Origin of the sequence: Glutamicibacter sp. Je.9.36 (assembly GCF_051129975.1) — a bacterium.
GTDB lineage: Bacteria > Actinomycetota > Actinomycetes > Actinomycetales > Micrococcaceae > Glutamicibacter.
This window is the reverse complement of sequence record NZ_JBCPSN010000001.1, coordinates 109,776-126,421: the sequence shown is the minus strand read 5'-3', so window position 1 is coordinate 126,421 and position 16,646 is coordinate 109,776. Positions and strand designations below refer to the sequence as shown.

Sequence of the window (16,646 nt, the reverse complement as noted above, 5' to 3'; positions counted from 1 at the left end):
GTACTCGCGGTGTCTCTGGTCAGCTGGAACCATGGAGAATTTTAAGCCGGAATTGGCTGTTGACCGGGCAGCGGCTACGTGGAGCGGGCGCAATGACGGTGCCGGCGAGCAGCACCTGAGATGGCATCAGCAAATCAACCGCAAGGCTGCCGACCAGTCCAGCGGGCGGGGACCGGCAGCGCTGCTCGGTTTCGCTTCGGATGCCGGCGTGCTGCGCAACGAGGGCCGGGCCGGGGCAGCGCAAGGACCGCAGGCACTGCGTGCCGCCTTGGGTTCCCTGGCTATCCACGAGCCACGGCACCTGATTGATGCTGGTGATGTCGCAGTATCTGGCGATGAGCTTGAATCAGGGCAGGAACGGCTGGCGCAGTCGGTGAGCGCTTTGCTCGGAGAAGGGATGCTTCCAATAGTGCTCGGCGGCGGCCACGAAACGGCTTACGGTTCGTTCAACGGCCTTTTCCGGCATTGCAGCCAAGAGCCTGGAACCCGGCTGGGCATTTTGAACCTGGATGCGCATTTCGATCTGCGCAGTGCTCCGCGGCGGAGCAGCGGCACCCCTTTCCTGGATATTGCCAAGGACCTGCAGGCGGCGGGACAAGATTTCAACTATGCCGTGGTGGGAATCAGCAAACCGAACAATACCCGGGTCCTCTTCGAACAGGCCCGCGCCCTGGAAGTGCGCTACCTGCTTGACGAGCAGTGCACTGCCGGGCAGCTGCCTTCCGTCCTGGCGTTCGTTGCCGACTTCATGGAGAGCATAGACAAGCTGTACCTGACCATTGACTTGGATGTGCTTCCTGCCTCGGTGGCCCCCGGGGTCAGCGCCCCTGCCGGATTCGGGGTGCCGCTGGAAGTAATTCACGGGGTCTGCGCGATGCTGGCGCGCAGTGACAAGCTGGCGCTGGTCGATGTTGTCGAATTGAATCCATCATTGGATATTGACGGAAGAACGGCCCGCACCGCAGCCAGGCTGGTCAATACCCTGCTGCGGGTCTGATGCAGTAGGGCGCACCGAAATCTGCCGACGCGAGTTTGCAATGTTCGACCCCTCAAACATTATGATTGAGGGGGACGAACTAATCGTCATGGCGAGATTTGGAATGGTGTGCAATGGTGCGAACCCTCAAGCCCCGATCACGCGCGGGGCAACGCGCAGGCTGGCTGGCCGCTGGCCTGGCATGCCTGATCGCGCTCGCTGGATGCGGCGGTAGCCAAAGTGCCGTGCCCGCCGAGAGCCAAGACCACCGGCCGGTGGTGCTGACAACCTTCACGGTCCTGCAGGACATCGCCCAGAATGTCGCAGGCGATCACCTGCGCGTTGAATCCATTACCCGTCTGGGTGCGGAGATCCACGGCTACGAACCTACCCCTGATGATCTGCGCCGGGCATCGCATGCGGACCTGATTCTCGATAACGGGCTGAACCTCGAAGCCTGGTTCCAGCAATTCGTCGAAGGCAATGACGCTCCGCATGCCACCGTCAGCCAGGGGATCGAGGCCATCGATATCGCCCAGGAAGAAGGTGCGGGAAAGCCCAATCCGCATGCGTGGATGAGCCCATTGAACGTGAAAATCTACGTGGACCGCATGGCAGATGCATTTACCGAGCTGGATCCGGCCAATGCGCGCGACTACCGGGACAACGCCAAGGCCTACCAAGCCGAACTGCAAAAGGTCCACGACGAGCTCGAAGCGGCACTGGCAGAGATCCCCGAACGCCAGCGGGTACTGGTGACCTGCGAAGGGGCCTTCAGCTATCTGGCCCGGGATACCGCAATGGCCGAAAAGTATCTCTGGGCCGTCAACGCGGAATCACAGGCTACGCCGCGCAAGGTCGCCGCGGCGATTGACTATGTCAGGGAAAACGATGTTCCTGCGGTCTTCTGCGAATCCACGGTCTCCGATGCGGCCATGCAACGAGTCGTCGAATCCACCGATGCCTCCTATGGCGGAACGCTCTATGTGGACTCGCTCTCCGAGCCTGGCGGTCCGGTACCCAGCTATCTGGACCTGATCTCGCATGACACCAGAACCATCGCCCGTGCCTTGAAAGGCGGAACACCATGAACGCGAAGCCCAGCGATGCACTCGCAATTGATGTGTCGGCCGCGACCGTCCACTACGGCCCCGTGCTGGCTCTGGACCATGCCTCCTTGCAGTTGGGCCGCGGACGGGTCTGCGGCCTGGTCGGAATGAATGGCTCGGGCAAATCCACGCTGTTCAAAACCATCATGGGGCAGATCAAGCCCGACACCGGCAGCGTGCGCATCAACGGCACCGACCCGCTGCAAGCTCGGAAAAGCGGGCAGCTTGCCTACGTGCCGCAAAGCGAAGCCGTTGATTGGAACTTTCCGATCTCGGTGCGTGAAGTGGTGATGACCGGGCGCTACGGGCAAATGGGATGGACCAGGAGAGCCAGGAAGAGGGACCACGCCGCCGTGGATGAAGCCCTCGAACGGGTGGAGCTGGCCAGCTTTGCCAACCGGCAAATCGGCCAGCTCTCCGGAGGTCAGAAGAAGCGTGCCTTCGTCGCCCGATGCATTGCCCAGGGCGCCAATATCATGCTGCTGGACGAGCCTTTCGCAGGCGTGGATAAACGCAGCGAAGCAACGATCACCAAGCTGTTGCGCGAAGTTGCTGATGAAGGCGGCAGCGTGCTGATTTCCACCCACGACCTGCACGCGCTTCCGGAACTTGCCGATGAAGCGGTGCTCCTGATGCGCAAGGTGCTGATGCATGGCCATCCGGATCTCGTGCTGCAGGCGGAAAACCTGGCCCTGGCCTTCGGGCTGGATCCCATGAAGCGAGGCGGGGAATGAACCTCATCGAATTGCTAGCTGAGCCGCTGGGCTACACCTTCATGGTGCGCGCCCTGCTGGTTACGATCATCGCCGCCGTCCTGTGCGCGGTCCTGTCCTGCTGGCTGGTCCTCATTGGCTGGTCGCTGATGGGCGATGCAGTTTCGCATGCGGTCTTGCCCGGAGTCGTGCTGGCCTACATCGTGGGTGCTCCCTTTGCCCTGGGTGCCCTGGTCTTCGGATTCCTCGCGGTGGCCTTGATCGGGGGAGTCCGCGACACCACCAAGCTCAAGGAAGATGCTGCCATTGGCATCGTCTTCACCACGCTCTTCTCCATCGGGCTGGTGCTGGTCTCGGTCACGCCGAGCCATGTGGATCTGAACCACATCATCTTCGGCAATTTGCTGGGCGTCTCGGCCAATGACCTGTGGCAGGTCCTGGTGCTTGGCGCGATCACCTTCGCCATCCTGATTCTCAAGCGCAAGGACTTCACCCTCTATGCCTTTGACCAAACGCACGCACATGCCTTGGGGATGAGCCCGCGGATCATCGGCGCGGTGCTCCTGGGGCTATTGGCCATGACCTCTGTTGTGGCTTTGCAGGCGGTTGGCGTCATCCTGGTAGTCGCCATGCTGATCATCCCCGGCGCCACGGCCTACCTGTTGACCGATCGCTTCGGGAAGATGCTCCTGATCTCACCGATCCTCGCAGCCTGTGCAGGAATCCTGGGTGTCTACATGAGCTATTACCTCGATGCATCAACCGGCGGAATGGTGGTTCTGGCCCAGGCGGCGATTTTTGGAATTGCCTATCTGTTCAGTCCGAAGCAAGGACTCATTGCCACCCGGCTGGCCAGCAAGGGGCGGCGCAAGGCGCTTGCGGCGAACGCGTAGAAGGCGGTGGCAAGTTTCCCGCAGCTGAAACGAAAATGGCGTGTGAGACGTGCGCTCGCCGGCGTCAGCTGATGGGCAATGGATGCACGCATCAGCGAATCAGCGTACTTCCCATGGCCGGCAAGGCGGCGGGCGGTCCTCTCGATTCATGGCTGGATCCGGATCCGGGCGACCCGGCGCATGGCTTGAACCTCCACCCGACCACCCTGCTAACTGGAAGGGCGCTTCCCTGCGCTGCGCCCGGATGGGCAGCTGAACCAGCTGGCTCGATCGGGACCTGCAAGCGGCATTAAACGCGCCAGCGCAGTTTGCCCTTGGCATCGGTCTTGCAGGTGTAGAGCTTGCCGGCCTTGGACTTGCCGCGCTTTCCCTTGTCTGCCTGCTTGCAGTAAGCGCCCGGATGCACGGTCCCCTTGACCACGGAAGGAGCCTTGTGCACGTCCTTCTTCGGTGATGCCTTGGGCTTGGAACCGGCAGGCTTGATCGTGGTGACTTTCGCGGCCTTCTGGTTGCGGCAGCTCTTGAGCACCTTGGCCATGGCCTGCTTTTCGGCTTTGGTGACCGACAGCGCGTACTTCTTCTTGACGCTGATCTGGGTTGCTACGTACTGGCACCGGAAGGACTTGTTCTTGGGGAGCCATTCAGCCGTGTTCTTATCGCCCTTCTGGCGATTGGCTGAGGCGTCAGCGGCCATCAAATTCAGAGGGTCGTTAGCCAGAGCCTGGCGCTGGGCCTGGGAAAGCTTCTGGCCGCCGGAGATCCACGCGTTCTTCAGGGAAACCACGTGGTCAATGTCGACGCTGCCTGACTTGACCTTCCAGTTGATCCTCTTGCCGGTGTAGCTGTCATGCAACGTGCCCGAAGCTAGGGTGCACTTCTTGCGGTCCTTGAATTTCACCTTGGACATGTCCCGGGACAAGGTGTCCTGGCGTTCATCGCATTTGTCCTTGTCGAAGTCCTTCCACCCATTGCCGAACTTCTTGTTCCGGTTGTACCCAGTGGCGGCCGCCTTGCCCTTTACCGGCAGGGTCTTGAGCATTGCGGTGGCCTTGGGGCCCTTGAGCTTCGCCCCGGGAAGGACCTTCTTGCTGCTGGTGGCAGCCCGTTCAACCAGCAATGGCCGATCTGTTGCCAGCAGGTCTTCAACCGGTGCGGGATCCATCCCGGTAAGTGCCGAAGGTTCTGCCGGTGCGCTGCATCCAGCGAGCACCAAAACTGCAGCGCAGAGCGCAGCAATGAGTTTTCTTGGCAAGGTGATGTCTTTCAAGAGAGTGTGAGCGCAGGAGTTCGCCAAGAATGCTGCAATGCACCCCCATGTAAAACTTGTACATTGCAGTATCCCTGGTTGATCATCACTTTAGACTATTGGCCGGACAATCAGCACCCTGGGTGCAGGGACGCGTCGATGCCACAGGCTTTTCGCTTGCCGTTAGCCAGGACCTGGAAAGGCTATTCAGGGGAGAAGGGAGACCCATGCGGCCGCGGCTGCACGCGATCCCAAGCGCAGGGTTTCGCCAGTTGAGCAGACCTGGACATTCACTGTCTCGGAGAATTGCTCGCCAGCGGTAATGCGCAGTTGCGCGCCGACAACGATCCGGTGATCGGAGAAATACTGCAGCAGCTGCGAATCGTCATCGGCGATGCGTTCGACAACCACCTGGGCGTCATCGCTGGCTTCGCTCAGGTTGAACGCCTGCGGGATGGAAATGCGGCCTTCGGCCGTCGGGATGGGGTCGCCATGCGGGTCGCGGGTGGGGTGCTCCAGCAGGCTGTCGATGCGCTCGATCATGAAATCGGATACCGCATGCTCTAGGCTCTCGGCCTCGTCATGCACCTGGTCCCAGCGGTAGCCCAGCATCTGCACCAGGAAAGTTTCGATCAGGCGATGGCGGCGCACCATGGTCACCGCATACTCGCGTCCCAGTTCGGTCAGCGTTACGGCGCCATAGGGCGCATGGTCGAGCAGGCCCTGCTGGCGCAATTTGCCCAGGGCACCGGAAACCGTGGAGAGCTTCATGCCTGATTTGCTGGCGATGATGCTGGCGGTTACCGGATCGCTTGACCACTCGTTGAGACCGAAGATGATCTTGAGATAGTTCTGGGCGCTATCTGAAAGCTGGTTGACCGACACAAGCACCATCTTAGCGACCATTGGGCCAGCTGGCCGCGAGGTGACTTTGATTATTGGGCATTTCGGGCCGGAGGCCGCTGACAACTGAAAGCGGCTAGTCACGAGCCCTAAAATTCTGGTCCGTGGATAAGGATTATTCGAAGCCCAGGGGCAGCGTATTGACTTAAATTTCTTTGTGAGGAAAACTGTGTAATCGATTCCATGGAATCGATTACACGTAAGCAAAGGGGCTTATCGCCATGAACGCTGTCACCATCAAGGATGTGGCACTTGCAGCCGGAGTATCTTCCGCGACTGCCTCGCGCGTTCTATCCGGCCACCCCGCCACTTCGGCCGCTTCCCGCGAAAAAGTGGAAGCTGTCGCCAAGGATTTGGGTTTCGTGCCCAATGCCCAGGCCCGCTCCCTGCGCTCCACCAAAACCGACACCATCGCGCTGCTGATATCCGATGTGCGCAACCCCTACTTCTCCGATCTCGCGCATGCCGTCGAGCAGCAGGCCCACGCCGCGGGAATGATGACCTTCATCGGCAATGCCAACGAGGACACCGAACAGCAGGACCAGTTCCTCGCCGCGATGCTTTCGCGCCGCGTTGACGGATTGATTCTCGTTCCCCAGGGCCTTGACGAAGACGCCGACCGGCCAAGCCAGATGATGCAGCGCATCATTGCCTCGGGCACTCCGCTGGTTTTCGTTGACCGCACCCTGCCCGAGCTTCGCATCCCATCCATCACCGCCTCCAGCACCGGCGCCCTGGAAGAAGCCATCGCGCGGCTGAAGGCCCTGGGCCACGCCAAAATCGCTTTCTTGGGCGGCCCGGACCACGCTTCCACCGCCCGCGAACGCCACAGCGCCTTCGACTCGGCGATGGCAGCCAACGGCATGGATACCGACCCTGCCCTGCACTTCGCCGGCGACTTCCGTGCCGCCTCGGGTGCCGAAGGCGCCCGCTGGCTGCTGGGCCATGAACTGCGGCCCACCGCGGTGGTCATCGCCGATGCGCCGATGGCCATCGGCGCACTGACCGTGTGGCGCGAAGCCGGCATCCGGATCGGGAAGCAGCTCTCGGTGATCACCTTCGACGAGGTGGACGCAATGCTCATGCACGATCCGCCGATCGCCACGATCAGCCACGACCTGACCAGCATGGGCCGCGCCGCGGTCACCGCGCTCCAGGACGTCATGGCGGGCAAGAGCCCCGAGCCCCAAGAATTCATCAGCCGATTCACCGCGCGTGAGTCGCTGGCCCCAACGCAACCCGCCACCGGCGCATAGGCGAGGATGGAAGGAACGAAAATGAGTAATGACGCTCTGCTGGTCCTGGACAAGGTCTGCAAGTCCTTCGGCCCGGTACAGGTGATCGACGAGGTCACCGTCGAGGTGCATGCCGGCAAGGTCTCGGTGCTGCTCGGCGAGAACGGCGCAGGCAAGTCGACGCTGATCAAGATGATCGCCGGCGTGCACGAGCCGGACGCCGGCCGGATCCTGGTGGACGGCAAGGCCGTGAAGATTCCCAACACCAAGGCCTCCGAGGCATTGGGCATCGCCACCATCCACCAGGAACTGAACCTGGTCCCGTCGATGACCATCGCCGAGAACATCACCCTGGGCCGCGTGCCGCGCAAATTCGGCATCATCAACCGCCGCGCCATGCGCCAGATCGCCCGCGAAGCGATGGACAAGCTCGGGCTGGCGCTGGATGTCGATACGCCGGTGGGCCAGCTGGGCCTGGCCCAGCAGCAATTGGTGGAGATCGCCAAGGCGCTGAGCCTGGACGCCCGTGTGCTGATCCTCGATGAGCCCACCGCGGCATTGACCAAGGCCGAAATCGCGCACCTGTTCTCGGTGGTCGCCACCTTGAAGCAACAAGGCGTGGGCATGGTATTCATCAGCCACCACCTCGATGAGATTGCCGAAATCGGCGACTTCGTGAACGTGCTGCGCGATGGCAAATTCATTGCCACCGTGCCGGCGGACACCGAGGAGAACGAGCTGGTCCGGCTCATGGTCGGCCGCGACATCGACGCCCAGTTCCCGCGCGTAGCCACCGAGCCAGGCCAGAAGCCGCTGCTGAGCGTGCAGAACCTGTGCGAGGGCATGCTCAAGGACATCTCGCTGGAAGTCCGGCCCGGCGAAGTGGTTGCCCTGGCCGGCCTGATGGGTGCCGGGCGCACCGAGCTGATCCGCGCCATCGCCGGAGCCGACAAGTACGCCAGCGGCGTCGTGGCGGTCAACGGCAAGAAGCTGGCCAGCTTCGACGTCGCTGCAGCCACCCGTGCCGGGATCGGGCACGTTCCCGAGGACCGCAAGACCCAGGGCCTGGTGCTGGATGCCTCGGTGGCCGAGAACATCGGCTACGCCACCATGGCCGCCACCGCCAAGAACGGACTGGTGGACCGCAAGGGCCAGAAGGCCCGCGCGCAGCAGGTCGCCGAACGCCTGCGCATCCGCATGGGCAGCATCGATGCGCCCATCCGCTCGCTCTCGGGCGGAAACCAGCAGAAGGCCGTGTTCGGCCGCTGGTTCACCGCCGGGGCCAAGGTGCTGCTGCTCGATGAGCCGACCCGCGGCGTGGACGTGGGAGCGAAGGTCGAAATCTACGAACTGATCAATGAGATCACCGCCTCCGGAGGCTGCGTGTTGATGGCCTCCAGCGAACTGCCCGAAGTGCTGGGCATGTCCGACCGCGTCCTGGTCATGAGCCAGGGACGCATCGCCGGGGAACTGGCCACCGAACAAGCCACCCAGGACGCCATCATGTCCCTGGCCGTCAGCAATGTGCACCGCGAAGAAGAAATGGGAACCAAGTAATGAGCAGCGTAGCTACTGCCCCGAAGAAGGGCTTTGATTTCAAGGCATTCCTTGCCAACAACGGAGCCCTGGTTGGCCTGGTCATTCTTTGCCTGGCCCTGTTCATCGCCACCCCGCGCTTCCTGACCGGACCGAACCTGATGAACATCGGCATCCAGGTCTCCACCATCGCGGTGATGGCCTTCGGCATGACATTCGTGATCGTCGCCGCCGGCATCGACCTCTCGGTCGGCTCGGTCGCGGCGCTCTCGGCCATGGGTTCCTCCTACGCCATCACCACCGCCGGCCTGCCCGATGGCCTGTCCATCCCGATCGGCCTGGCCGTCGGTGCACTGTGCGGCTGGGTCACCGGTGCGATGAGCGCCTACGGCAAGCTGCCCACCTTCATCGCCTCGCTGGCGATGCTCACCGTGGTGCGCGGGCTGACCCTGGTGATCTCCGATGGCCGGCCGATCTCCACCAGCTCCTCGGTGTCCTGGCTGGGCGATGACCTGGGCCCGATCCCGGTGCCGATCCTGATCCTGGTCGTCTCCGGCCTGCTTGCCGCCTTCGTGCTCAACCGCACCGTCATCGGCAAGAACGCCTTCGCCGTGGGCGGCAACACCGAAGCCGCGCGCCTGTCGGGCATCCCGGTCAAGCGCGTGCTGGTCACCGTCTTCATCATCTCCGGCGTCTTCGCGGCCCTGTCCGGCATGATCCTGGCCGGCCGCCTGGACTCGGCCCAGCCGACCCTGGCATCGGGCTACGAACTGGATGCCATCGCGGCCGTGGTCATCGGCGGTGCATCGCTCTCCGGCGGCGTGGGACGCATCTCCGGCACCCTGATCGGCGCCCTGGTGCTGGCCGTGATCCGCAATGGGCTGAACCTGCTTTCGGTTTCCGCCTTCTGGCAGCAGGTAGTCATCGGCGCCGTGATTGCGATCGCCGTGGGCTTCGACGTGCTGCGCCGCAAGAACGTCAAGCACTAGATTTTCCCTCCGTTCCCAGCAATTCAAGAAAAGTTCAAAGGAGAACCCCATGAAGAACATCATCCGCAAGACCGCAGCCGTCAGCGTCGGACTGGCCCTGGTGGCCGGCCTGGCCGCCTGCAACCGCGGCACCGAAGCAGAGGCCGGCTCAGCCACCTTGGCAGTGTCCACCCTGAACAACCCGTTCTTCGTCGACCTGCGTGACGGCGCCCAGGCCGAGGCCGAAGCGCAGGGCATCGACCTGTCCGTCGTCGACGCGCAGAACGACTCCGCAACCCAGGCCAACCAGCTGGCCACCGCGGCAACCAACGGCTCGGCCGGCCTGATCATCAACGCCGTGGATACCGAAACCGCCGAAGCCGGCCTGAACCCGGTGGCCGAGGCCGGCCTGCCGATCGTTGCGGTTGACCGTGCGGTGGGCGAGACCAAGATCGCTTCCTTCGTGGCTTCGGATAACGTTGCCGGCGGCGAGCAGGCTGCCAAGGCGCTGGGCGAGGCGCTGGGCGGCAAGGGCAAGATCATCGTGCTGGAAGGTGTTCCAGGCGCCTCGGCAACCAACGAGCGCGGCGAAGGCTTCGACAAGGGCCTGGCCGAGTTCAAGGACATCGAGGTCGTCTCCTCGCAGACCGCCAACTTCGACCGAGCCGAAGCACTGGACGTGGTCACCAACCTGATGCAGGCCAACCCGGATGCCGCTGGCGTGCTGGCGATGAACGACGAAATGGCCCTGGGCGCCATCCAGGCACTGGGCGACAAGGCCGGCAAGGACGTGAAGGTAGTCGGCTTCGACGGCACCGACGACGGCTTCAAGGCAGTCCAGGATGGCACCCTGGTTGCCACCATCGCCCAGAACCCGGCCGAGCTGGGCAAGCAGTCGGTGCAGATCCTGGCCAAGGCCATCAAGGGCGAAGAAGTCGAAGCCAACGTGCAGGTCGCCGTTGACACGGTGGACGAGAAGAACGTCGCCGACTACGCAGGCGAGTAATCTGCCCTTAGTGGCAAACAAGCAGTGCACCGGCGCCCATCGGCCGCCGGGTGGAGAGAACCAGAGGACATAGCATGCAGCAGGACATCCAGGTCACCATTGTGGGCTCTAGCAACGTGGACATCACCGCGCTGATGGCCCGCCTTCCCGGCCCGGGCGAAACCGTGCTGGCAGATTCCTACCAGCTCTCGCCCGGCGGCAAGGGCGCCAACCAGGCGCTGGCCGCCCAGCTGGCCGGTGCCGCCACGGAATTCATCGGCGCCGTCGGCAACGACTCGCACGCCGAAATCGCGCTGGGCCAGCTCGAGGAAGCCGGCGTGAAGCTCGATCGCGTGGCCCGCGCCAGCGAGCCGACCGGCGTAGCCATCATCCAGGTGGACCGTGGCGCAGAGAACTCCATTGCCGTGGTCTCCGGGGCCAACTCGACCGTCTCCGGCGAGGCTGTGCAGGGCGCCGGGGGCATCGAGGGCATCCTGGTGCTGCAGGGCGAGATTCCTGCCTCGGGCATCAAGGCCGCCATGGATGCCGCCACACAGCGCATCGTGCTCAACCTGGCGCCGGTGATCGAACTGGACCGCGAGTACCTGCTCAAGGCCAACCCGCTGGTGGTCAACGAGCATGAGGCCGAAGCCGTGCTCCAGCAGCTGAACCCGCACCCGGCTCGCCGGTTCGACGGCAAGTACGAGCGCCTGGCCGCGATGCTGGTCGACGAGGGCATCGCCAGCGTGGTCATCACCCTCGGCGCCAATGGCTGCCTGGTTGCCGACCGCTTCCCAGGGGAGAACGGCGGGGCCCAGGTTCGCGCGCTGCCCGCCGTGAAGGTCAAGGCCGTGGACACCACCGGTGCCGGCGACGCATTCACCGGTGCGGTGGCTGCCCGCCTGGCCAAGGGCGACGATTTGGCGCAGGCCGCAGAATTCGCCGGCAAGTTCGCCGCGCTAACGGTGCAGGCGCACGGAGCCCAGGCTTCCTACCCGCGTTCCCTGCAGAACCTCTGAGACCCCTTTTCGAGCAAGACCTAAGGAAGCCGCTGTGCTGAAATCCGAAATTCTCAACGCCCCGCTGCTGGCCGCCCTGGCCAAGTGCGGGCATACCGACACCGTGGTGATAGCGGACTGCGGCCTGCCGCTGCCCGAAGGCCCACTGGTCATCGATCTGGCCTTGGTGCAGGGGCTGCCCAGCTTCGATCAGGTGCTCGAGGTCCTGGCCCGGAACCTGGTGATCGAGAACAGCACCCTGGCGGCCGAAGCCGAGGACGGCCCGGTCCAGGAACTGTGCCTGGCCAAGGGCCTGGACCCGGACTTCATCTCCCACGAAGAGCTGAAAGCCCAACTGCCCCAGGCCAAGGTCATCGTGCGCACGGGGGAAGCTACCCCCTACGCCAACGCGATCCTGCACTGCGGGGTAGCATTCTAGGGAACGGATGCCGCAGCTGTTTCGCGGCAGCGCGCTACCCGAGGAGAGATGCAATGAAGAAGATGTTCTATTCAGCTTTTGCCCTCATGGTGCTGGGGGCGGCCGTCCTGATTCTCACCGTGCCGGCGTTGTCCAGCGACCCGGGCCAGACGCCCCAGAGCATTGCGGTGATCGCGGGAACCGTGTTCATGGCCGCAGCTTCCGTCGTTGTCCTGCTGAAGAAGGCTGCGACGCAAGAATCCTGAGCGACTTCCTGCAGCCATCGGCGCCAATGCCCTTGGGCAAGCCGACTGCCTAGAATGGGGGTCATGAAGCAAAGGAACCTGGCCGCAGAGAACGGCGAGACCTTCTCGAGCATCGCACCGGAAGCCGGGCTGCTGCTCGGAGCGGGTCGAGCCATCTTGCTTCAGCTGGCCCACCCGCAGATTGGCCGGGCCATTGCCGAGCACTCTGATTTCGCCGCCAATCCGCTCAGCCGGCTGATTCATACCCTCGGCTATATCTATGCATTGAGCAATGGCACAGCAGAACAGCAGCGCAAGATCATCGCCCATGTGGACGCGGCGCACCGGCCCATTCGCGCAACGCGTGACGAGGGCAGGCCCGCGTATTCTGCGCTGGATCCCAGGCTGCAGTTGTGGGTGGCGGCCACGCTCTATGATTCGGCCCGCGTCATTGCCGGCCAGATCCTGGATGAAAACGAGGCCGACCAGGAAGAGCTCTACCTGCAGTACGCGCGGCTCGGTGAGGCCTTGCAGATGCCGGGCGGCTACTGGCCGCAGGACCTCGGCGGCTTCGAGCAGTACTTTGCGCAGAATCAAGCGAAGCTGGAAGTCACCGACCAGACCAGGGCGCTGGCCAGCGAACTTTTCGAAGCACGCAATGCCCCATGGTGGGTCCGGATCGGCATGCCGTTGATGCGCGACGTGACCATCGCCCAGCTGCCGGCCCCGGTGCGCGAGGGCTTCGGCTATCGCCTTACGGGGAAAGCCGCGAGGCGCAACGCCCGCGTCATCGCCGTCGCCAGGGCAGCCACGCGGCTGCTGCCGCGAGTCCTCAGGCATGCCCCGATGCGGCTGATATTGCGCCGCGTCGACAAGATGGCCTAGCCGGCCCGAAGCCTAGTGCCCCGAGCCGTTCTCTGGTCCAACCCGGATCAGGATCCGTGGCAGCGCCACCAGCAGGAACAAGGCCACCAGGATCAGCGGCCCTCCGATCCAGGCCCCGATTTGCCAGCCGAAGAGCACCTGCAGCACAAACCAGACGCAGCCCGAGACCAGCAACCCCACGCCGATGCCCACGATCTTCACGATGGCGTGGCCCAAGCTGACCGTCTGCTCCTTGAGCCGCTGCCCGAAGAGATACCGGTGCACGGCCACGGGGGTGATCAGCAGCAGAATCAGCACAGTGGCCGCCACCAGCAAGATGATGTAGACCACCTCGTCGGTTCGGCTGAGCATCTCGAACCTCGCCTGGAAGGGCAGGACCACCAGGAAAGCGGCAAGGATCTGCACACCAGTTTGCATCACCCGCATTTCCTGCAGCAGCTCGTTCCACTGCCGGTGCGGTGCGCCATCGCTGGTATCGGGGTGGGAACGCTTGATCATCACTGTTCTCCTCGGCCTCAATCCGCCAGCTGGTTGAACCCCGCCGGCTCAAACGACTATGCCAAGCAATGCCGGTGCAGGCAAGGGCCTGCCGGCCCGCCGGGCCAAACTGTAGGTCGCGGCCGGTACATTCGGGAGCCAAGCAGAATTCGACGATGGAGGAGCAGATGGAACCCGATGGCGCCGCCGGGAGCAGCATTGATGTGTGGTCGATGCCCAGCCAGGGCCTGGCCTGGTGCGATTGCGGCAAAGGCCATGAGCTCACGGAGGACATCGTGTTCCAGGCTATGGCGGAAGCCGGATTCGGACCCGGCCGGCCGCTGGCCCATGGACAGCTGGCCGAGCTGATTGCGGATCTCTGGCACTACTCGCAGGTCTGCCGGTTCTTCCACCTGGCCGTGGAGCAGGCGGCGATGCGTATCCACGGGAAGGTCGATGGAATCTACCCGTGGGAACACGGTACCGATATTGTCGGATACTTCTCGAAGACCTGGCAAGGCTGCCCCGACGCGGCCTGCCAATCCGAAGGGTGAGCGCGCGAGGTGCGAATTGAGTTCGCCCCGTGCAGGCGCATAGTGTGGGAAAGATGAAGAGCTTTGCATCTTTCCGGGCACCTGCCGACCATGACGGCTTCATCCATGTGCGGGGTGCCAACGAGAACAATCTGGACAATGTCGAAGTGCGCATTCCGCGCGATGCCATTGTCGCCTTCACCGGGGTCTCCGGTTCCGGGAAATCTTCCCTGGCCTTCGGAACCATCTTCGCTGAATCCCAGCGCCGATTCCTGGAATCGGTGGCTCCCTACGCGCGGCGCCTGATCGCCCAGGGGCACACGCCCAAGGTGGAATTCATCTCCGGGCTGCCACCGGCCGTGGCCCTGCAGCAACGGCGTGGCGCTGCCAGTTCCCGTTCCACCGTGGGGACCCTGACTACGCTCTCCAACTCCGTGCGCATGCTGTTCTCCCGCGCAGGAACCTACCCCCAGGGTGCACCGAGGCTGGATTCGGATGCCTTTTCCACCAACACCGCGGCCGGCGCCTGCGCGCAATGCCACGGTGCGGGAACGGTGCATTCGGTCAGCGAGGAATCGCTGGTCCCGGATTCCTCCCTGAGCATCAGGGACGGCGCGATTGCGGCTTGGCCCGGCGCCTGGCAGGGCAAGAACCTGCGGGACATCACCACGCACCTGGGCTACGACATCGACGTTCCGTTCCAGCAGCTGCCCGCGGAAACACGGAAGTGGCTGCTGTTCACCGAAGACCAGCCAGTCGTGGAAGTCACCCCGGAACGGGATCGCGTGGCCAAACCGTACAAGGGCCGGTTCTGGAGTGCCGAACGCTACGTCCGGCACACGGTTGCGACCTCGAAGAGCGAGAACCTGCGGTCCAAGGCGCTGGCGTTCATGCATTCGCAGGATTGCCCGGCGTGCTCGGGGACGGGATTGCGCCCCGATGCCCTCCAGATCACCTTCGACGGCCTGGATATCGCGGCATTCAACGGCAAGCCGCTCAGCTCCCTGGCCGAGCTCTTGCGCCCCTTCGCGGCTGATGCCCAGGCAGAAGTCGCGAGCATCATCAGCGCGGACCTGCTGGGCCGAATCCAGGTGCTGGTCGAACTCGGGCTGGGATACCTGAGCCTGGACCGCGCCACCCCGACGCTGTCGCCGGGGGAAATGCAGCGCCTGCGCATCGCCACCCAGCTGCGCGCGGGACTGTTCGGCGTCATCTACGTGCTCGATGAGCCATCGGCCGGACTGCACCCGGCCGATGTGCAGCCGCTGATCGAGGTGCTCGACGCGCTCAAGGCCGAAGGCAACTCGGTGTTCGTGGTGGAGCACAATATGGATGTGGTCAGCCGTGCGCAATGGATTGTCGATGTCGGCCCGGGCGCGGGCAGCAACGGCGGGCAGGTGCTCTACAGCGGAGAAGTTTCCGGGCTGTCCGGAATTCAGGAATCCGTGACCCGGCGCTTCCTCGATCCCGGGCCTGCGCCGCGCCGCGAGCCGCGTGAAGCCCAAGGATGGGTGCAGCTGCGCGGGGTGAACCTGCACAACCTGGACGACGTGGATGCCGCGTTCCCGCTGGGGGTCTTCTGTTCGGTCACCGGCGTGTCGGGATCGGGCAAGTCCAGCCTGGTCTGTGGTGCCCTGGCCCAGGCTGCGGGCGGCCCGGTGCTTGCCGGGCCGGAGGATCCGGAGGCGGCGGCGGATCGCGCGGTGATCGCCGAGGTCACCGGCGCAGACCAGCTAAGCCGCGTAGTGCTCATGGACCAGAAACCCATCGGGCGCACGCCCAGATCCAATGTCGCTACCTACACGGGCTTGTTCGATGCGGTCCGCAAGGCTTTTTCCGAACTGCCGCTGTCCAGGCAACGCGGCTACAGTGCCGGACGCTTCTCCTTCAACGTTGCCGGCGGGCGGTGCGAGAACTGCCAGGGCGAAGGCTCCCTGGAAATCGAGCTGCTCTTCTTGCCAGGGACCTACGGGCCATGTCCCGAATGCCGCGGAACCCGGTACAACCAGCAGACCCTGGACGTCGAATACCAGGGCAAGAACATTGCCCAGATCCTGGAACTGGACGTCAGCCAAGCCGAAGAATTCCTCTCCGGCATCCCTTCCGCGGCACGGGCCCTGGCGACCCTGCGCGAAGTCGGACTGGGGTATCTGCAGCTGGGCCAGCCAGCTACCGAAATGTCCGGCGGCGAAGCCCAGCGCATCAAGCTGGCCACCGAACTCCAGCGCCAGCGCCGCGGGCACACGCTCTATCTGCTCGATGAGCCCACCACCGGGCTGCACCCTGCCGACGTGCAGCTGCTGGTATCGCAGCTGCAGCAGCTGGTCGACCAGGACAACACCGTCATCGTGGTGGAACACCAGATGGATGTGGTTGCCGCAAGCGACTGGGTGATCGATTTGGGGCCGGCCGGCGGGGATGGCGGCGGGCGCATCGTTGCCGGGGGGACCCCAAGGGCGGTGGCGCAAGACAAGGCCAGCAGAACCGCGCAATACCTTGCGCGCCGGCTGGCCTTATGAAGCTGGA

General features: G+C 63.8%; 17 protein-coding genes. 14 read left to right on the top strand and 3 right to left on the bottom strand.

Annotated elements, in window-relative coordinates; all coding sequences use genetic code 11:
- The first annotated feature begins 31 nt into the window (after positions 1–31).
- The 4 genes from hutG to AAZQ98_RS00565 all read left to right on the top strand — a co-directional run bounded on the left by hutG (position 32) and on the right by AAZQ98_RS00565 (position 3,691).
- On the top strand, positions 32–997 hold the full coding sequence (gene hutG / locus AAZQ98_RS00580; protein WP_434689108.1) for a formimidoylglutamase: 966 nt from the start codon (positions 32–34) through the stop codon (positions 995–997).
- Positions 998–1,110: 113 nt separating this feature from the next.
- Positions 1,111–2,067, top strand: coding sequence for a metal ABC transporter substrate-binding protein (locus AAZQ98_RS00575; protein ID WP_434689106.1), 957 nt, complete (start codon positions 1,111–1,113; stop codon positions 2,065–2,067).
- On the top strand, positions 2,064–2,819 hold the full coding sequence (locus AAZQ98_RS00570; protein ID WP_105656326.1) for a metal ABC transporter ATP-binding protein: 756 nt from the start codon (positions 2,064–2,066) through the stop codon (positions 2,817–2,819). Before AAZQ98_RS00575 ends, AAZQ98_RS00570 begins: the two co-directional genes overlap by 4 nt.
- Positions 2,816–3,691, top strand: coding sequence for a metal ABC transporter permease (locus tag AAZQ98_RS00565; RefSeq protein WP_434689103.1), 876 nt, complete (start codon positions 2,816–2,818; stop codon positions 3,689–3,691). Before AAZQ98_RS00570 ends, AAZQ98_RS00565 begins: the two co-directional genes overlap by 4 nt.
- A 289-nt stretch (positions 3,692–3,980) precedes the next feature.
- On the opposite strand, the gene AAZQ98_RS00560 is transcribed toward AAZQ98_RS00565, so the two are convergent.
- Both AAZQ98_RS00560 and AAZQ98_RS00555 read right to left on the bottom strand, forming a co-directional pair.
- Positions 3,981–4,853 (bottom strand): HNH endonuclease family protein, encoded by an 873-nt coding sequence (locus tag AAZQ98_RS00560; protein ID WP_434689101.1) that lies wholly within the window; start codon positions 4,851–4,853, stop codon positions 3,981–3,983.
- A gap of 291 nt (positions 4,854–5,144) precedes the next feature.
- Positions 5,145–5,822 (bottom strand): metal-dependent transcriptional regulator, encoded by a 678-nt coding sequence (locus AAZQ98_RS00555; RefSeq protein WP_105662148.1) that lies wholly within the window; start codon positions 5,820–5,822, stop codon positions 5,145–5,147.
- Between the two features lie 239 nt (positions 5,823–6,061).
- On the opposite strand from AAZQ98_RS00555, the gene AAZQ98_RS00550 reads away from it, so the two are divergent.
- From AAZQ98_RS00550 to AAZQ98_RS00515, 8 genes are all read left to right on the top strand, one after another.
- Entirely contained in the window at positions 6,062–7,096 is a 1,035-nt protein-coding gene (locus AAZQ98_RS00550) for a LacI family DNA-binding transcriptional regulator (RefSeq protein ID WP_434689100.1), read from the top strand.
- A gap of 21 nt (positions 7,097–7,117) precedes the next feature.
- Entirely contained in the window at positions 7,118–8,632 is a 1,515-nt protein-coding gene (locus AAZQ98_RS00545; RefSeq protein WP_105656330.1) for a sugar ABC transporter ATP-binding protein, read from the top strand.
- The gene (locus AAZQ98_RS00540; protein ID WP_359185508.1) at positions 8,632–9,600 is read left to right on the top strand and encodes an ABC transporter permease; all 969 of its coding nucleotides are present in this window, start codon (positions 8,632–8,634) and stop codon (positions 9,598–9,600) included. Before AAZQ98_RS00545 ends, AAZQ98_RS00540 begins: the two co-directional genes overlap by 1 nt.
- Positions 9,601–9,649: 49 nt before the next feature.
- Positions 9,650–10,585, top strand: coding sequence for a substrate-binding domain-containing protein (locus AAZQ98_RS00535; RefSeq protein ID WP_434689099.1), 936 nt, complete (start codon positions 9,650–9,652; stop codon positions 10,583–10,585).
- Positions 10,586–10,659: 74 nt separating this feature from the next.
- A complete protein-coding gene (locus tag AAZQ98_RS00530; protein ID WP_434689098.1) occupies positions 10,660–11,583 on the top strand; it encodes a ribokinase in 924 nt (307 codons plus the stop codon).
- A gap of 34 nt (positions 11,584–11,617) precedes the next feature.
- Positions 11,618–12,001: a D-ribose pyranase gene (gene rbsD / locus AAZQ98_RS00525; protein WP_434689097.1), complete on the top strand. Its 384-nt coding sequence runs from the start codon at positions 11,618–11,620 to the stop codon at positions 11,999–12,001.
- Between the two features lie 53 nt (positions 12,002–12,054).
- Entirely contained in the window at positions 12,055–12,246 is a 192-nt protein-coding gene (locus AAZQ98_RS00520) for a hypothetical protein (protein WP_434689096.1), read from the top strand.
- 63 nt (positions 12,247–12,309) lie between these two features.
- Entirely contained in the window at positions 12,310–13,110 is an 801-nt protein-coding gene (locus AAZQ98_RS00515) for an oxygenase MpaB family protein (protein ID WP_434689095.1), read from the top strand.
- 12 nt (positions 13,111–13,122) lie between these two features.
- Here the strand turns inward: AAZQ98_RS00515 and AAZQ98_RS00510 are convergent, their stop codons facing one another.
- Positions 13,123–13,608, bottom strand: coding sequence for a DUF6328 family protein (locus AAZQ98_RS00510; RefSeq protein WP_105656337.1), 486 nt, complete (start codon positions 13,606–13,608; stop codon positions 13,123–13,125).
- Positions 13,609–13,763: 155 nt separating this feature from the next.
- On the opposite strand from AAZQ98_RS00510, the gene AAZQ98_RS00505 reads away from it, so the two are divergent.
- Together AAZQ98_RS00505 and AAZQ98_RS00500 are read left to right on the top strand one after the other, a co-directional pair.
- Positions 13,764–14,141 (top strand): hypothetical protein, encoded by a 378-nt coding sequence (locus AAZQ98_RS00505; protein ID WP_434689094.1) that lies wholly within the window; start codon positions 13,764–13,766, stop codon positions 14,139–14,141.
- Positions 14,142–14,194: 53 nt separating this feature from the next.
- Positions 14,195–16,639: an ABC transporter gene (locus tag AAZQ98_RS00500; protein WP_434689093.1), complete on the top strand. Its 2,445-nt coding sequence runs from the start codon at positions 14,195–14,197 to the stop codon at positions 16,637–16,639.
- Positions 16,640–16,646 lie beyond the last annotated feature (7 nt).

Coding starts and splice junctions, on each gene's coding strand:
- hutG (WP_434689108.1), top strand. CDS start 32: ATGGAGAATTTTAAGCCGGAATTGGCTGTTGACCGGGCAGCGGCTACG.
- AAZQ98_RS00575 (WP_434689106.1), top strand. CDS start 1,111: ATGGTGCGAACCCTCAAGCCCCGATCACGCGCGGGGCAACGCGCAGGC.
- AAZQ98_RS00570 (WP_105656326.1), top strand. CDS start 2,064: ATGAACGCGAAGCCCAGCGATGCACTCGCAATTGATGTGTCGGCCGCG.
- AAZQ98_RS00565 (WP_434689103.1), top strand. CDS start 2,816: ATGAACCTCATCGAATTGCTAGCTGAGCCGCTGGGCTACACCTTCATG.
- AAZQ98_RS00560 (WP_434689101.1), bottom strand. CDS start 4,853: ATGGATCCCGCACCGGTTGAAGACCTGCTGGCAACAGATCGGCCATTG.
- AAZQ98_RS00550 (WP_434689100.1), top strand. CDS start 6,062: ATGAACGCTGTCACCATCAAGGATGTGGCACTTGCAGCCGGAGTATCT.
- AAZQ98_RS00545 (WP_105656330.1), top strand. CDS start 7,118: ATGAGTAATGACGCTCTGCTGGTCCTGGACAAGGTCTGCAAGTCCTTC.
- AAZQ98_RS00540 (WP_359185508.1), top strand. CDS start 8,632: ATGAGCAGCGTAGCTACTGCCCCGAAGAAGGGCTTTGATTTCAAGGCA.
- AAZQ98_RS00535 (WP_434689099.1), top strand. CDS start 9,650: ATGAAGAACATCATCCGCAAGACCGCAGCCGTCAGCGTCGGACTGGCC.
- AAZQ98_RS00530 (WP_434689098.1), top strand. CDS start 10,660: ATGCAGCAGGACATCCAGGTCACCATTGTGGGCTCTAGCAACGTGGAC.
- AAZQ98_RS00520 (WP_434689096.1), top strand. CDS start 12,055: ATGAAGAAGATGTTCTATTCAGCTTTTGCCCTCATGGTGCTGGGGGCG.
- AAZQ98_RS00515 (WP_434689095.1), top strand. CDS start 12,310: ATGAAGCAAAGGAACCTGGCCGCAGAGAACGGCGAGACCTTCTCGAGC.
- AAZQ98_RS00510 (WP_105656337.1), bottom strand. CDS start 13,608: ATGATCAAGCGTTCCCACCCCGATACCAGCGATGGCGCACCGCACCGG.
- AAZQ98_RS00505 (WP_434689094.1), top strand. CDS start 13,764: ATGGAGGAGCAGATGGAACCCGATGGCGCCGCCGGGAGCAGCATTGAT.
- AAZQ98_RS00500 (WP_434689093.1), top strand. CDS start 14,195: ATGAAGAGCTTTGCATCTTTCCGGGCACCTGCCGACCATGACGGCTTC.